Annotated in this window: 7 protein-coding genes, 25 tRNA genes, 3 rRNA genes and 1 riboswitch; of the genes, 33 read left to right on the top strand and 2 right to left on the bottom strand. The window is 44.6% G+C overall.

The window, feature by feature from the left end; translation table 11 throughout:
* The first annotated feature begins 19 nt into the window (after positions 1-19).
* From lysS to P3T75_RS12060, 33 genes are all read left to right on the top strand, one after another.
* Positions 20-1,519: a lysine--tRNA ligase gene (gene lysS, locus P3T75_RS12220; RefSeq protein ID WP_282461732.1), complete on the top strand. Its 1,500-nt coding sequence runs from the start codon at positions 20-22 to the stop codon at positions 1,517-1,519.
* Positions 1,520-2,147: 628 nt separating this feature from the next.
* A 16S ribosomal RNA gene (locus P3T75_RS12215) occupies positions 2,148-3,707 on the top strand.
* Positions 3,708-3,791: 84 nt separating this feature from the next.
* Positions 3,792-3,864: transfer RNA gene (locus tag P3T75_RS12210), tRNA-Ala, on the top strand.
* Between the two features lie 178 nt (positions 3,865-4,042).
* Positions 4,043-6,956, top strand: a 23S ribosomal RNA gene (locus P3T75_RS12205).
* A 78-nt stretch (positions 6,957-7,034) separates the two neighbouring features.
* Positions 7,035-7,150, top strand: a 5S ribosomal RNA gene (gene rrf / locus P3T75_RS12200).
* Together the 16S, 23S and 5S rRNA genes with 25 tRNA genes alongside form the textbook arrangement of a ribosomal RNA operon.
* A gap of 8 nt (positions 7,151-7,158) precedes the next feature.
* Positions 7,159-7,231 (top strand) — tRNA-Val (locus P3T75_RS12195).
* A 3-nt stretch (positions 7,232-7,234) separates the two neighbouring features.
* Positions 7,235-7,307: transfer RNA gene (locus tag P3T75_RS12190), tRNA-Lys, on the top strand.
* Between the two features lie 10 nt (positions 7,308-7,317).
* A tRNA-Leu gene (locus tag P3T75_RS12185) sits at positions 7,318-7,399 on the top strand.
* Between the two features lie 6 nt (positions 7,400-7,405).
* Positions 7,406-7,478: transfer RNA gene (locus tag P3T75_RS12180), tRNA-Thr, on the top strand.
* A 10-nt stretch (positions 7,479-7,488) separates the two neighbouring features.
* Positions 7,489-7,560, top strand: a tRNA-Gly gene (locus P3T75_RS12175).
* Between the two features lie 20 nt (positions 7,561-7,580).
* Positions 7,581-7,666, top strand: a tRNA-Leu gene (locus P3T75_RS12170).
* Between the two features lie 10 nt (positions 7,667-7,676).
* A tRNA-Arg gene (locus P3T75_RS12165) sits at positions 7,677-7,750 on the top strand.
* A 14-nt stretch (positions 7,751-7,764) separates the two neighbouring features.
* A tRNA-Pro gene (locus tag P3T75_RS12160) sits at positions 7,765-7,838 on the top strand.
* Between the two features lie 14 nt (positions 7,839-7,852).
* A tRNA-Ala gene (locus P3T75_RS12155) sits at positions 7,853-7,925 on the top strand.
* Positions 7,926-7,958: 33 nt separating this feature from the next.
* Positions 7,959-8,032: transfer RNA gene (locus P3T75_RS12150), tRNA-Met, on the top strand.
* Between the two features lie 13 nt (positions 8,033-8,045).
* Positions 8,046-8,119: transfer RNA gene (locus P3T75_RS12145), tRNA-Ile, on the top strand.
* A 28-nt stretch (positions 8,120-8,147) separates the two neighbouring features.
* Positions 8,148-8,237: transfer RNA gene (locus P3T75_RS12140), tRNA-Ser, on the top strand.
* Positions 8,238-8,285: 48 nt separating this feature from the next.
* Positions 8,286-8,359, top strand: a tRNA-Met gene (locus P3T75_RS12135).
* 18 nt (positions 8,360-8,377) lie between these two features.
* Positions 8,378-8,453 (top strand) — tRNA-Asp (locus P3T75_RS12130).
* A 1-nt stretch (position 8,454) separates the two neighbouring features.
* Positions 8,455-8,525: transfer RNA gene (locus P3T75_RS12125), tRNA-Gly, on the top strand.
* Positions 8,526-8,541: 16 nt separating this feature from the next.
* Positions 8,542-8,615: transfer RNA gene (locus tag P3T75_RS12120), tRNA-Ile, on the top strand.
* A gap of 28 nt (positions 8,616-8,643) precedes the next feature.
* Positions 8,644-8,731: transfer RNA gene (locus P3T75_RS12115), tRNA-Ser, on the top strand.
* Positions 8,732-8,739: 8 nt separating this feature from the next.
* Positions 8,740-8,811: transfer RNA gene (locus P3T75_RS12110), tRNA-Glu, on the top strand.
* 13 nt (positions 8,812-8,824) lie between these two features.
* A tRNA-Ser gene (locus P3T75_RS12105) sits at positions 8,825-8,914 on the top strand.
* A 48-nt stretch (positions 8,915-8,962) separates the two neighbouring features.
* A tRNA-Met gene (locus tag P3T75_RS12100) sits at positions 8,963-9,036 on the top strand.
* A 17-nt stretch (positions 9,037-9,053) separates the two neighbouring features.
* Positions 9,054-9,126, top strand: a tRNA-Asp gene (locus tag P3T75_RS12095).
* 4 nt (positions 9,127-9,130) lie between these two features.
* Positions 9,131-9,203: transfer RNA gene (locus P3T75_RS12090), tRNA-Phe, on the top strand.
* A 46-nt stretch (positions 9,204-9,249) separates the two neighbouring features.
* A tRNA-Ile gene (locus P3T75_RS12085) sits at positions 9,250-9,323 on the top strand.
* Positions 9,324-9,332: 9 nt separating this feature from the next.
* Positions 9,333-9,404 (top strand) — tRNA-Glu (locus P3T75_RS12080).
* A 92-nt stretch (positions 9,405-9,496) separates the two neighbouring features.
* A riboswitch (SMK box riboswitch) is annotated at positions 9,497-9,573 on the top strand.
* On the top strand, positions 9,571-10,761 hold the full coding sequence (gene metK, locus P3T75_RS12075) for a methionine adenosyltransferase (protein WP_206903964.1): 1,191 nt from the start codon (positions 9,571-9,573) through the stop codon (positions 10,759-10,761). It overlaps the preceding riboswitch by 3 nt.
* Positions 10,762-10,920: 159 nt before the next feature.
* Positions 10,921-12,384: an MDR family MFS transporter gene (locus P3T75_RS12070; RefSeq protein WP_282461731.1), complete on the top strand. Its 1,464-nt coding sequence runs from the start codon at positions 10,921-10,923 to the stop codon at positions 12,382-12,384.
* Between the two features lie 150 nt (positions 12,385-12,534).
* Positions 12,535-13,305, top strand: coding sequence for an alpha/beta hydrolase (locus P3T75_RS12065; protein WP_282461730.1), 771 nt, complete (start codon positions 12,535-12,537; stop codon positions 13,303-13,305).
* A gap of 37 nt (positions 13,306-13,342) precedes the next feature.
* Positions 13,343-13,819 (top strand): NUDIX hydrolase, encoded by a 477-nt coding sequence (locus P3T75_RS12060; RefSeq protein ID WP_282461729.1) that lies wholly within the window; start codon positions 13,343-13,345, stop codon positions 13,817-13,819.
* 98 nt (positions 13,820-13,917) lie between these two features.
* On the opposite strand, the gene P3T75_RS12055 is transcribed toward P3T75_RS12060, so the two are convergent.
* Positions 13,918-14,478, bottom strand: coding sequence for a tRNA (mnm(5)s(2)U34)-methyltransferase (locus tag P3T75_RS12055; RefSeq protein WP_206903960.1), 561 nt, complete (start codon positions 14,476-14,478; stop codon positions 13,918-13,920).
* Positions 14,471-15,436: a TIGR01212 family radical SAM protein gene (locus P3T75_RS12050; RefSeq protein ID WP_206903959.1), complete on the bottom strand. Its 966-nt coding sequence runs from the start codon at positions 15,434-15,436 to the stop codon at positions 14,471-14,473. The genes P3T75_RS12055 and P3T75_RS12050 overlap by 8 nt, the downstream gene beginning before the upstream one ends.
* Positions 15,437-15,444 lie beyond the last annotated feature (8 nt).

Raw genomic sequence — 15,444 nt, 5'->3', positions numbered from 1 at the left:
AAAACAAGGAGGAAAACGCGTGACTGAGGAACAACAGCAACAGACACAAGAAGAATTGAACGATCAAATGCTGGTGCGTCGCCAGAAGATGGAAGCACTGCAAGAAAATGGAATCGATCCTTTCGGAAAACGTTTCGAACGCACTCACAATTCCGCAGAATTACATGAAATGTTTGATCAACGGACTAAAGAAGAATTAAGTGAAATGAACCTATCTGCTAGCGTAGCAGGTCGTATGATGACAAAGCGCGGTAAAGGTAAAGCAGGCTTTGCCCATTTACAAGACCGTGAAGGCCAAGTCCAAATCTATGTGCGTAAAGATGAAGTAGGAGAAGAAGCCTACGAATTATTTAAACATGCAGATCTTGGCGATTTTTATGGTGTCGTAGGTCAAATTATGAAAACTAACACGGGTGAAGTTTCAATCAAAGCGCGTGAGTTTATTTTATTATCAAAAGCATTGCGCCCGTTACCAGACAAATATCATGGCTTGACCAACGTAGAGCAACGTTACCGTCAGCGCTATTTGGATTTGGTAGCAAACAGGGAAAGTTTTGAACGTTTTACAAAACGTAGTCAAATCATCAGTGAAATTCGTCGTTACTTAGATGGTTTGGGTTATTTGGAAGTGGAAACTCCAGTCTTGCATAACCAAGCTGGTGGTGCTGCTGCACGTCCTTTTATCACACATCACAATGCATTAGATATGGACTTGTATTTGCGTATCGCATTGGAATTACACTTAAAACGTTTGATCGTTGGTGGAATGGAAAAAGTTTATGAAATCGGTCGTGTCTTCCGTAATGAAGGGATTGATACAACCCATAACCCTGAATTTACTATGATTGAAGTGTACACGGCCTACACCGATTATCGTGACGTAATGGATTTAACAGAAGGCATCATTCGGAATGCTGCACAAAAAGTTTTAGGTACAGGTAAACTTACTTATGACGGTAAAGCAGTTGACTTAGACACTGAGTTCAAACGTGTCCATATGTTAGATGCTATTAAAGAACAAACCGGTGTTGATTTCTGGCAAAAAATGTCTTTAGAAGATGCACGTGCTTTAGCTAAAGAACACAATGTTGAAATTACAGATGCTATGGAAGTTGGACATATCATTAATGAATTCTTTGAAACGTTTGTAGAAGATACCTTGATTCAACCTACTTTCATTTATGGCCATCCAGTAGAAGTTTCACCATTAGCGAAGAAAAATCCAGAAGACGGCCGCTTTACAGATCGTTTTGAATTGTTCATCGTTGGCCGTGAGTTTGCGAATGCTTTTACTGAATTAAATGATCCAATCGACCAACGCGCTCGCTTTGAAGATCAAGAAAAACAACGTGAAGCTGGTGATGATGAAGCTCATGGCGTTGACGAAGACTTCCTAGAAGCTTTGGAATATGGTATGCCGCCAACCGGTGGTTTAGGTATCGGGATTGATCGTTTAGTTATGCTTTTAACAGACGCACAATCAATTCGTGACGTATTATTATTCCCAACAATGCGCTAGAATTTCTAAGAGTTCTTGAAAACCAGTTTCAAATTGGTTTTCAAGAACTCTTTTTTTATGATTTACCAGCGAAAAACAAGTGAATAATAAAACTGAAAAAGCTTTATTCACGAATGATTATGATGTAGCAACTTTATATTAATCGGGTATACAAAAAAACAAAAAAATATAGATAAAATCGTTGACCTGATACGATTTAGTTGGTATATTATTACTTGTCCGTTAGCGACTTGGCTATTTTCAAAAGTCACAAGAAAAAAGTTTTGAAAAAAACAAAAAAACTTGTTGACAGCAAGCTAACTACTTGCTAAACTAACGGAGTTGCTTGATGAGCGGCGAACTTCTGAAATATCATTTCAAAAAGTTTTTAAAACTTTTTGAAAAAAACAGTTGACAGGAATTAAGTCAGCTGATAAGATATAAGAGTTGCTGAAACATTTCAAAAAGCAACCAATTGCAAGTTAGATAAATACATTTAACTTCGCAAGTAGACCTTTGAAAACTGAACAAAGCAAGCAAACGAACCAATGTGTAGGGCGCTTCTTTTATAGAAGCAAACAACATGCAAGCAATAGCTAGCAAAGTTAATTTTTATTTGAGCTTAACAGTCTATGACTGTTCAAACACTTTTTATGAGAGTTTGATCCTGGCTCAGGACGAACGCTGGCGGCGTGCCTAATACATGCAAGTCGAACGCTTCTTTTTCCACCGGAGCTTGCTCCACCGGAAAAAGAGGAGTGGCGAACGGGTGAGTAACACGTGGGTAACCTACCCTCAAGCGGGGGATAACACTTGGAAACAGGTGCTAATACCGCATAACAATACCAAACACATGTTTAGTATTTGAAAGGCGCTTTTGCGTCACTTGAGGATGGACCCGCGGTGCATTAGCTAGTTGGTGAGGTAACGGCTCACCAAGGCCACGATGCATAGCCGACCTGAGAGGGTGATCGGCCACACTGGGACTGAGACACGGCCCAGACTCCTACGGGAGGCAGCAGTAGGGAATCTTCGGCAATGGACGAAAGTCTGACCGAGCAACGCCGCGTGAGTGAAGAAGGTTTTCGGATCGTAAAACTCTGTTGTTAGAGAAGAACAAGGATGAGAGTAAAATGTTCATCCCTTGACGGTATCTAACCAGAAAGCCACGGCTAACTACGTGCCAGCAGCCGCGGTAATACGTAGGTGGCAAGCGTTGTCCGGATTTATTGGGCGTAAAGCGAGCGCAGGCGGTTTCTTAAGTCTGATGTGAAAGCCCCCGGCTCAACCGGGGAGGGTCATTGGAAACTGGGAGACTTGAGTGCAGAAGAGGAGAGTGGAATTCCATGTGTAGCGGTGAAATGCGTAGATATATGGAGGAACACCAGTGGCGAAGGCGGCTCTCTGGTCTGTAACTGACGCTGAGGCTCGAAAGCGTGGGGAGCAAACAGGATTAGATACCCTGGTAGTCCACGCCGTAAACGATGAGTGCTAAGTGTTGGAGGGTTTCCGCCCTTCAGTGCTGCAGCAAACGCATTAAGCACTCCGCCTGGGGAGTACGACCGCAAGGTTGAAACTCAAAGGAATTGACGGGGGCCCGCACAAGCGGTGGAGCATGTGGTTTAATTCGAAGCAACGCGAAGAACCTTACCAGGTCTTGACATCCTTTGACCACTCTAGAGATAGAGCTTCCCCTTCGGGGGCAAAGTGACAGGTGGTGCATGGTTGTCGTCAGCTCGTGTCGTGAGATGTTGGGTTAAGTCCCGCAACGAGCGCAACCCTTATTGTTAGTTGCCATCATTTAGTTGGGCACTCTAGCGAGACTGCCGGTGACAAACCGGAGGAAGGTGGGGATGACGTCAAATCATCATGCCCCTTATGACCTGGGCTACACACGTGCTACAATGGGAAGTACAACGAGTTGCGAAGTCGCGAGGCTAAGCTAATCTCTTAAAGCTTCTCTCAGTTCGGATTGTAGGCTGCAACTCGCCTACATGAAGCCGGAATCGCTAGTAATCGCGGATCAGCACGCCGCGGTGAATACGTTCCCGGGCCTTGTACACACCGCCCGTCACACCACGAGAGTTTGTAACACCCGAAGTCGGTGAGGTAACCTTTATGGAGCCAGCCGCCTAAGGTGGGATAGATGATTGGGGTGAAGTCGTAACAAGGTAGCCGTATCGGAAGGTGCGGCTGGATCACCTCCTTTCTAAGGAATATTACGGAAACTACACAGTTTGTAACTTGTCTTTGTTCAGTTTTGAGAGGTTTACTCTCAATTTAAAAGCACTATGGGGCCTTAGCTCAGCTGGGAGAGCGCCTGCTTTGCACGCAGGAGGTCAGCGGTTCGATCCCGCTAGGCTCCATTGACAACATTGGTTGTCATGGTTTTGTTCATTGAAAACTGGATACTTGAAGAAAAAATCAAAACAAACCGAGAACACCGCGTTGAATGAGTTTTTTAATAAGTTCAATTGCTTATTTTCTTGAGTAAGCTTCTATCGCTAGAAGAACTGCTCAAAACCAGACCGTAAGGTCTTATAAGGTTAAGTGAATAAGGGCGCACGGTGGATGCCTTGGCACTAGGAGCCGATGAAGGACGGGACTAACACCGATATGCTTTGGGGAGCTGTAAGTAAGCTATGATCCAGAGATTTCCGAATGGGGGAACCCAACATCTTTTATAGGATGTTACGTATACGTGAATACATAGCGTATACGAGGTAGACGCAGAGAACTGAAACATCTAAGTACCTGCAGGAAGAGAAAGAAAAATCGATTCCCCAAGTAGCGGCGAGCGAAAAGGGAACAGCCCAAACCAAGATGCTTGCATCTTGGGGTTGTAGGACTCCAATATGGTAGTTCTTTCAGATAGTCGAATGACTTGGAAAAGTCAGTCAAAGAGGGTAAAAACCCCGTAGGCGAAATTTGGAAGGCACCTAGGAGGATCCTGAGTACGGCGGAACACGAGGAATTCCGTCGGAATCCGGGAGGACCATCTCCCAAGGCTAAATACTCCCTAGTGACCGATAGTGAACCAGTACCGTGAGGGAAAGGTGAAAAGCACCCCGGAAGGGGAGTGAAATAGATCCTGAAACCGTGTGCCTACAACAAGTTAGAGCCCGTTAATGGGTGATAGCGTGCCTTTTGTAGAATGAACCGGCGAGTTACGATTGCATGCGAGGTTAAGTTGAAGAGACGGAGCCGTAGCGAAAGCGAGTCTGAATAGGGCGAATGAGTATGTAGTCGTAGACCCGAAACCATGTGATCTACCCATGTCCAGGTTGAAGGTGCGGTAAAACGCACTGGAGGACCGAACCCACGTACGTTGAAAAGTGCGGGGATGAGGTGTGGGTAGCGGAGAAATTCCAAACGAACTTGGAGATAGCTGGTTCTCTCCGAAATAGCTTTAGGGCTAGCGTCGAAGTTAAGAATGATGGAGGTAGAGCACTGTTTGGACTAGGGGCCCATCTCGGGTTACCGAATTCAGATAAACTCCGAATGCCATTCATTTATATTCGGCAGTCAGACTGTGAGTGATAAGATCCATAGTCGAAAGGGAAACAGCCCAGACCACCAGCTAAGGTCCCAAAATGTATGTTAAGTGGAAAAGGATGTGGGGTTGCACAGACAACTAGGATGTTGGCTCAGAAGCAGCCACCATTTAAAGAGTGCGTAATAGCTCACTAGTCGAGTGACCCTGCGCCGAAAATGTACCGGGGCTAAACATACTACCGAAGCTGTGGAGTACACCGAAGGTGTATTGGTAGGAGAGCGTTCTAAGGGCGTTGAAGGTAGATCGTGAGGACTGCTGGAGCGCTTAGAAGTGAGAATGCCGGTATGAGTAGCGAAAGACAGGTGAGAATCCTGTCCACCGAATGACTAAGGTTTCCTGGGGAAGGCTCGTCCGCCCAGGGTTAGTCGGGACCTAAGCCGAGGCCGATAGGCGTAGGCGATGGACAACAGGTTGATATTCCTGTACCCGTTGTATTTGTTTGAGCAATGGAGGGACGCAGGAGGCTAAGAAGTGCAGACTGATGGATATGTCTGTTCAAGCAGTAAGTCTTGAGATGAGTCAAATGCTTATTTCTATAAGGACAAGCTGTGATGAGGAGGGAAATAATAGTACCGAAGCTTCTGATGTCACACTGCCGAGAAAAGCTTCTAGTGAGAAGACAACGGCCCGTACCGCAAACCGACACAGGTAGTCGAGGAGAGAATCCTAAGGTGAGCGAGAGAACTCTCGTTAAGGAACTCGGCAAAATGACCCCGTAACTTCGGGAGAAGGGGTGCTGACCGCAAGGTCAGCCGCAGTGAATAGGCCCAAGCGACTGTTTATCAAAAACACAGGTCTCTGCAAAATCGAAAGATGAAGTATAGGGGCTGACGCCTGCCCGGTGCTGGAAGGTTAAGAGGAGTGCTTAGCGTAAGCGAAGGTACGAATTGAAGCCCCAGTAAACGGCGGCCGTAACTATAACGGTCCTAAGGTAGCGAAATTCCTTGTCGGGTAAGTTCCGACCCGCACGAAAGGCGTAACGATTTGGGCACTGTCTCAACGAGAGACTCGGTGAAATTTTAGTACCTGTGAAGATGCAGGTTACCCGCGACAGGACGGAAAGACCCCATGGAGCTTTACTGTAGTTTGATATTGAGTGTCTGTACCACATGTACAGGATAGGTAGGAGCCGTAGAGATCGGGACGCTAGTTTCGAAGGAGGCAATGGTGGGATACTACCCTTGTGTTATGGCCACTCTAACCCGCACCACTAATCGTGGTGGGAGACAGTGTCAGATGGGCAGTTTGACTGGGGCGGTCGCCTCCTAAAAGGTAACGGAGGCGCCCAAAGGTTCCCTCAGAATGGTTGGAAATCATTCGCAGAGTGTAAAGGCAGAAGGGAGCTTGACTGCGAGACTTACAAGTCGAGCAGGGACGAAAGTCGGGCTTAGTGATCCGGTGGTTCCGCATGGAAGGGCCATCGCTCAACGGATAAAAGCTACCCTGGGGATAACAGGCTTATCTCCCCCAAGAGTCCACATCGACGGGGAGGTTTGGCACCTCGATGTCGGCTCGTCGCATCCTGGGGCTGTAGTCGGTCCCAAGGGTTGGGCTGTTCGCCCATTAAAGCGGCACGCGAGCTGGGTTCAGAACGTCGTGAGACAGTTCGGTCCCTATCCGTCGCGGGCGTTGGAAATTTGAGAGGAGCTGTCCTTAGTACGAGAGGACCGGGATGGACTTACCGCTGGTGTACCAGTTGTCTCGCCAGAGGCATCGCTGGGTAGCTATGTAGGGAAGGGATAAACGCTGAAAGCATCTAAGTGTGAAGCCCACCTCAAGATGAGATTTCCCATTTCTTAAAGAAAGTAAGATCCCTGAGAGAAGATCAGGTAGATAGGTCAGGAGTGGAAGTACAGTGATGTATGGAGCGGACTGATACTAATCGATCGAGGACTTAACCAAAGTAAAAGAAAACTCGGAAGAGTTTTGAAAAACTTCAAGATCCAGTTTTGAGTGAATGAAATTCACTTAATTAAATAGTGTGGTGGCGATAGCGAGAAGGATACACCTGTAACCATGCCGAACACAGAAGTTAAGCTTCTTAGCGCCGATTGTAGTGAAGGGTTTCCCTTTGTGAGAGTAGGACGTCGCCACGCGAACTTATGGGGGTTTAGCTCAGCTGGGAGAGCATCTGCCTTACAAGCAGAGGGTCAGCGGTTCGAACCCGTTAACCCCCATATGAGCCGTTAGCTCAGTTGGTAGAGCATCTGACTTTTAATCAGAGGGTCACAGGTTCGAGCCCTGTACGGCTCATAAGAAATATGCGGGTGTGGCGGAATTGGCAGACGCACCAGATTTAGGATCTGGCGCCTTACGGCGTGGGGGTTCAAGTCCCTTCACCCGCATAAAAGGCCGGCTTAGCTCAGTTGGTAGAGCATCTGATTTGTAATCAGAGGGTCGAGGGTTCAAGTCCTTTAGCCGGCATCAAAACCATGCGGAAATAGCTCAGTGGTAGAGCACCACCTTGCCAAGGTGGGGGTCGCGGGTTCGAACCCCGTTTTCCGCTTTACTTTAAAAAGTAAAAAAGCCGGGGTGGCGGAACTGGCAGACGCACAGGACTTAAAATCCTGCGGTGAGTGATCACCGTACCGGTTCGATTCCGGTCCTCGGCATTAGAAAGATGCGCCCATAGCTCAACTGGATAGAGTGTTTGACTACGGATCAAAAGGTTAGGGGTTCGACTCCTCTTGGGCGCGTAGTAATAATTTAACGGGAAGTAGCTCAGCTTGGTAGAGCACTTGGTTTGGGACCAAGGGGTCGCAGGTTCGAATCCTGTCTTCCCGATTTAAAAGAAACAAGGGGCCTTAGCTCAGCTGGGAGAGCGCCTGCTTTGCACGCAGGAGGTCAGCGGTTCGATCCCGCTAGGCTCCATATCATTTTAATAGTAATAATAAAGTGATTATTCGCGGTGTAGCTCAGCTGGCTAGAGCGTCCGGTTCATACCCGGGAGGTCGGGGGTTCGATCCCCTCCGCCGCGATTTTTTAGAGCCTGGACCTTTAGCTCAGTTGGTTAGAGCAGACGGCTCATAACCGTCCGGTCGTAGGTTCGAGTCCTACAAGGTCCATCCGTGGCATTGTAGATTTGATTTTTTTGGAGGATTACCCAAGTCCGGCTGAAGGGAACGGTCTTGAAAACCGTCAGGCGGGTAAAACCGTGCAAGGGTTCGAATCCCTTATCCTCCTTTGCTACAATTCTATATTTATGTAGAGAGTTAGTAAAACTTATATTATCGCGGGATGGAGCAGTCTGGTAGCTCGTCGGGCTCATAACCCGAAGGTCGTAGGTTCAAATCCTGCTCCCGCAATTTTAAAAACTAAATCCTGGTCCCGTAGTGTAGTGGTTATCACGCCTGCCTGTCACGCAGGAGATCGCGGGTTCGAGTCCCGTCGGGACCGCCATGCGGGTGTAGTTTAGTGGTAAAACCACAGCCTTCCAAGCTGTTGTCGCGAGTTCGATTCTCGTCACCCGCTTTTAGTTTTTAAATATGGGCCTATAGCTCAGCTGGTTAGAGCGCACGCCTGATAAGCGTGAGGTCGATGGTTCGAGTCCATTTAGGCCCATTACAAAATCAAAACATTTTTGGTTTTTGGGGAAGTACTCAAGTGGCTGAAGAGGCGCCCCTGCTAAGGGTGTAGGTCGGGAAACCGGCGCGAGGGTTCAAATCCCTCCTTCTCCGTTCTAGCTGGCCCGTTGGTCAAGTGGTTAAGACACCGCCCTTTCACGGCGGTAACACGGGTTCGAATCCCGTACGGGTCATTTTTTTTTTTTTGGAGGATTACCCAAGTCCGGCTGAAGGGAACGGTCTTGAAAACCGTCAGGCGGGTAAAACCGTGCAAGGGTTCGAATCCCTTATCCTCCTTTGCTACAATTCTATATTTATGTAGAGAGTTAGTAAAACTTATATTATCGCGGGATGGAGCAGTCTGGTAGCTCGTCGGGCTCATAACCCGAAGGTCGTAGGTTCAAATCCTGCTCCCGCAATTATAAAACTAAACCCTGGTCCCGTAGTGTAGTGGTTATCACGCCTGCCTGTCACGCAGGAGATCGCGGGTTCGAGTCCCGTCGGGACCGTTTTGGCTCGGTAGCTCAGTTGGTAGAGCAATGGATTGAAGCTCCATGTGTCGGCAGTTCGATTCTGTCCCGCGCCATCTCTTTTTTAATGTATTTCATTGAAAAAGTTGTTTAGTTTTATATGGGCCTATAGCTCAGCTGGTTAGAGCGCACGCCTGATAAGCGTGAGGTCGATGGTTCGAGTCCATTTAGGCCCATTAATGATTGGTCCGTTGGTCAAGCGGTTAAGACACCGCCCTTTCACGGCGGTAACACGGGTTCGAATCCCGTACGGATCATGAGAAGATACGTCGTGTATCTTCTTTTTTTTGTTTTATTAGGAAATATAATAAAATAAGCGAGCTTTATCTGATTAAATCTGCTATACTACAAACGTTGCAAGTTCCCGAGAGGATTCGCACTGCGAAGATGCCTTGTAACCGAATATTATTAGGGGGAATCATCATGACAGAAAGACATTTATTTACTTCAGAATCTGTTTCTGAAGGACATCCAGATAAGGTGGCTGATCAAATCAGTGATGCAATCTTGGATGCAATTTTAGCGAAGGATCCAACTGCTCGTGTAGCATGTGAAACTTCAGTAACAACGGGTTTAGTTTTAGTGTTTGGTGAAATTTCGACATCGGCTTATGTAGATATTCAAAAAATCGTTCGAAATACGATTAAAGATATCGGCTATACGCGCGCTAAATTTGGCTTTGATGGGGATACAGTTGCTGTTTTAGTAGCAATTGATGAACAATCACCTGATATTGCACAAGGCGTAGATGCCGCTTTGGAAAGTCGCGATAATAAAGATGCGATGATTGATGAGATTGGAGCAGGCGACCAAGGTTTAATGTTTGGTTTTGCTTGTGATGAAACACCAGAATTAATGCCATTGCCAATTTCATTAAGTCATAAATTAGTTCGTCGTTTAGCAGAGCTACGTAAAAATGGTGAACTTAAATATTTACGTCCTGATGCAAAGTCGCAAGTGACGGTAGAATATGATGAAGCTGGTAAAGCTAAACGAATCGATACAGTCGTAATTAGCACACAGCACGATGATGCTGCTGACAACGCGACAATCCGTAAAGATGTGATTAAAAAAGTTATTGAACCAGTTATCCCAAGTGAATTATTAGATGAAGATACAAAATACTTTATCAATCCTACAGGACGCTTTGTAATTGGTGGGCCACAAGGAGATGCCGGGTTAACAGGTCGTAAAATTATTGTAGATACTTACGGGGGATATGCCCGTCATGGTGGCGGTGCTTTTTCTGGTAAAGATGCTACTAAAGTTGACCGTTCGGCTAGTTATGCTGCTCGTTATATTGCAAAAAATATTGTGGCGGCTAAACTTGCTAGCAAAGTTGAAGTACAATTGGCTTACGCAATCGGTGTAGCACAACCTGTTTCGATTTCAATTAATACTTTTGGAACTGGTACTGTCAGTGATGAAAAATTAATTGAAGCAATTCGTGAAAACTTTGATTTACGTCCAGCTGGCATTATTGAGATGTTGGACTTGCGTCGTCCGATTTATCGTCAGACAGCAGCTTATGGCCATTTTGGTCGGACTGATGTTGATTTACCATGGGAACACACGGATAAAGTAGACGCATTGCTAGCTAGTGTGAACGCATAATACTGATTGTTTACTTGATTTTTTTGGCCGCTATTGCTTAGGTGATAGCGGCTTTTCTTTGAGGAAAATAGCTTTTAAAAAAGAGATACGAAAATTTAAATGCAATTTTTTGCTAGTTGTTGTAAAAAGAGAGTTTAAGTTTAGTTGAGGAGGTTAAAAATGAAAAAAGAAACAAATGTTACGCTAGTTACGGTTGCTGTTTTTGTGGCAACATTTATGACAGCGGTGGAAGGAACAATCGTAACGACGGCTATGCCAACAATCGTCGGCTCATTACACGGCATTGAAATTATGAACTGGGTCTTTTCAATCTATTTATTAACCAATGCCATGTTAACACCGATTTATGGGAAATTAGCTGATAAAATCGGTCGTAAACCAATTTTCATTTTAGGAACCGTACTATTTATTATTGGTTCGGCGCTTTGTGGTCTATCTAATACTATGCTGACGTTGATTATTTCCAGAGCCATTCAAGGAATGGGAGCTGGCGCGATGATGCCAGTAGCATTGACGATTATTGGTGATTTGTATGATAAAGAAAAACGTGCGAAGGTGCTGGGGTTAAACAGTACTGCCTGGGGAATTGCCTCGGTAGTCGGTCCATTAGCTGGTGGCATTATCGTAGATACCATCGGTTGGCACTGGATTTTCTTTATTAATGTACCAATTGGAATTATTTTGATTATTTTAATTTGGCTTTATTTGGTAGAAGAAAAAGTAAGGTATCAGCAAAAGAAGATGGATATTTTTGGTAGTCTATCTTTAATGGGTCTGTTATTAGCACTATTGTTAGCTTTCCAGTTTTTAGGTGATGAAGGTTTATCTGTTAAAGTTATTGTTTTAGCAATTGTAGCAGTTGCAGCAGGGATTTTGTTTGTTTATGCAGAAAAGCGCGCAGAAGATCCCGTTATCTCGTTACACTTATTCACACAGCCTTTATTTGTGGTGGTGAACTTAGTAGCAGCGCTAGCTAGTGGCTTTTTAATTGGGGTAGATGTTTATATTCCGATGTGGATGCAAGGTGTGCTGGGACTTTCGGCTGGAATTGGCGGACTTGTTTTGGCACCATTGTCGTTATTGTGGTTAGTGGGTTCGTTTTTGGCAGGACGTTGGATGGCAACGATTGCGGTTAAACGGGTGTTGCTTCGAGGAATAATCATAACGCTTTTTGGGGCGGTTTGTTTGGTCGTGGTGCCCCAACACACAAATTGGCTTTGGTTTTTTGCTATCTCAACCATTCTCGGTATTGGTTTGGGGGCGGTGACGGTGACCTGTACGGTTAGTGCGCAAAGTAGCGTTTTGCCGGAACAGATGGGGGTAGCCACTTCTTTTAATACGTTAGCGCGGACGATTGGCCAAACGATTATGGTCTCTGTTTTTGGTATCTTATTAAATGGGATTACTGCAGCTAAGTTGCAAAGTGTGACAGTGGCAAATAAAAATGATGTCATGAATCAATTGGTAAATCCTCAGACAGCAAAACTTTTGGCATCGGGTTTACGGGAAACATTGCGGGGGATTCTTTTTGCTAGTTTACATGGTGTCTATTTGGCGGGGGCTATTTTAATTGTTGCGGCTTTGGTTTTGACCCTATTTTTGAAAAAGTCTGATACAATGTAATGAAGAAGAATTTTAGCGGGGCGTTTGTCTGCCAGATAAGAGGATGTAATTTTATTAAATTGCTTTAGAAATTTATCCCAAGCCTCTCCAAGGACAGCCAGACGTTATCATTTTGGAAAACGAGACATTGAAAAGTCGAGGTGGCAAAAGTTGGCATTTATACAAGCAAATATTTATTCAAGTGTTTTAAATTTAGACGTAGGATTGAATTTAATTTTACCGCAAAGTAGCGCACGGTTAACGCGAGACAAAAAAGACGATGTGCCGGTTTTATATCTGTTACACGGTATGGGCGGGAATGAGACAGCGTGGATGCGCCGCAGCAGTATCGAACGCTATGTACGGGAAAGTGAGATCGCAGTGGTGATGCCTACGACGGAACTAGGATTTTATACAGATACCCGTTATGGCATGCAGTATTGGACTTTTATTTCAGAAGAATTACCAGATATTTTACATGAATTATTTCCACAACTAACAACCAAGAAAGAAAAAACATTTGCGGCTGGTCTTTCAATGGGAGGCTATGGTGTGATTAAATTAGGTTTGCGTTGTCCGGATAAATTTGCCGCTGTTGCTAGCCTTTCTGGTGCTTTAGCTTTGGCTAGCGATCCTGAAGTGTTATTACAATCAGGTAGCCAAGCCTATTGGGAAGGCGTTTTTGGACCCGTTGAAAAAATGAAGGGCTCTGAAAACGATCCGATTCACCTTTTAACTACAGTGGCACCAGAAGTCGCACCTAAACTATTTGTTTGCTGCGGGACAGAGGACTTTTTGTATCAAAGTAACCAATACTTTGTTCAAAAAGCGCAAGCAGCTGGTTTTTTCATTACCTATGAAGAAGGACCAGGAGCGCATACGTGGGATTTTTGGGATGAATGGATTCAAAAAGTTTTGCAATGGTTGCCTGTTGAGATTTAACTAGTAAAAAGCTGTTTGTTTTATAAAGGAGAACAACATGTATACCAAGACAGATATCAGAACCAAGATTGCCACAGATCGTTTTGATGTACGGTCAAGCGGAATTTTAATTCAAAAAGGCCATATTTTAGTTTCAACAGAGGACGATGGGACACAAACCTTACCAGGTGGAGCAGTAAAAACGGGGGAATCTTCCCAAGCAGCTGTTATTCGTGAGTTGAAAGAAGAAAGTGGTTTAGACGTAAAAACAAAAGATCTCATGGCAGTCATTGAAAACTTTTTTGTCTATGAAGGCGATGATTATCATCAAGTGCTTTTTTTATATCACTTGCAAACTGTTACGGATAGTCAAACATTGCCAATTATCAGTGGTATAGAAAAGACTATTACACTTTCTTGGCTAGATTTGGCCTCTAAAAAATTGGATTTACGACCACCTGTTTTAAATGAAGTGGTGACAAATCATTTGGCAAACCAAGCTACTTCATTTCAGCATTTGATTTATCATGACTAAAATTACCTTTTAATTAAAAAACACGCGGATTTGGATGATTGTGCTCTTTATGAGAACCATCCAAATCCGCGTGTTTTTATTCGAGCTAGTGTTCACTATTACTTGGCTTCAATGCAAAATAATAATGGTGGCTGATTTTTTTGATTGATAAATTGATAGGCTAAGACGTTGTATTGTTTTTGTGGCAAATCACTGCAATAGGCTTGAATTGTTTCTAATTCTTCTCTACCACCAGGATGACCGTAATAACAGACGATGATAATACGTCCTTTTGGTTGTAAATGGGCCAAAAGCGCATCTAATGATTTCTTTGTTGTCTGCGGTAAAGTGATAATCTGTTTATCACTTTGTGGCAAATAGCCCAGATTAAAAATAGCGGCTTTAATTTTTTCACCTTGCAAGTAATCGGCAACATTCTCGTGACCGGTTAAATGTAAATTGACAGCCACGCCCTCAGGATGGGCAGCTAATTTTTCTTTTGTAGCTAAAAGGGCAGCCTTTTGAATATCAAAAGCATCAACTCTACCACCTACGCCTACTAATTTAGCTAAAAAAAGCGTGTCGTGACCATTGCCCATAGTGGCGTCGACGACATGATCACCAATAGTTACAACTTCACTTAAAAGTTCGTGGCTATAATGCATGGCCGTTTTAAGCATGAATTTTTGCCTCCAGCAAGACATTTTTACTTCCTTGATACGTATTGCGCCGACGCATTTCTTCGTCAATGGCATTTAAGACTTCCCATTTTTTTAAACTCCACATCGGCCCAATCAAAGAATCCCACGGGGCATCGCCGGTTAAGCGGTGGATGATCACCTCAGGCGGAATTAATTCCAATTGATCACAAATAACCGTGACATAGCTTTTGCGGCTCATCAGTTGCAAGCGGCCTTCATGGTAATCTCGTAACATGCGGGTGTTGCGCATCAGATGCAATAAATGTAATTTAATACCTTGAATATCACTGTCCAGTAAGGTACGCCGAACATTTTCCACCATCATTTCCGGTGTTTCCCCAGGTAAGCCATTAATTAAATGTGTACAGACATTTATATTGTGTTTGCGCAAGCGAGCCACGGCATCAACATAAGTTGGATAATCGTGAGCGCGATTAATAATTTTACTTGTTTGTTCATAAGTCGTCTGTAAGCCTAATTCAACCCATAGATACAAACGTTCGTTTAGCTCAGCTAAATATTCTACCACGTCTTCAGGCAAGCAATCTGGGCGAGTCCCCACAGAAAGTCCGACTACCCCGGGTAAATTAACCACTTGTTCAAAACGCTCTTTAATGACCGCTAAAGGGGCATGGGTATTCGTGAAATTTTGAAAATAAACAATATATTGGTCGACATGGGGCCATTTTTGGTGCATCATATCAATTTCTTTATGAAACTGAAGGGGTAGGGGATCTTCTGGTGCAACAATCATGTCTCCAGAACCAGAAACACTGCAAAAAGTGCAGCCGCCTCGCGCAACGGTACCATCGCGATTCGGACAATCAAAACCACCATCGACAGGTACTTTGAAAATTTTACCACCAAATTCTTGGCGTAAAGCATAATTCCATGAATGATAACGTTTGTTGGTATCTTCACTATATAAAAAAGTCATTTGCTATT

It is taken from the genome of Enterococcus montenegrensis (assembly GCF_029983095.1).
Classification (GTDB): domain Bacteria; phylum Bacillota; class Bacilli; order Lactobacillales; family Enterococcaceae; genus Enterococcus_C; species Enterococcus_C montenegrensis.
This window is presented reverse-complemented; position numbering and strand designations above follow the sequence as displayed.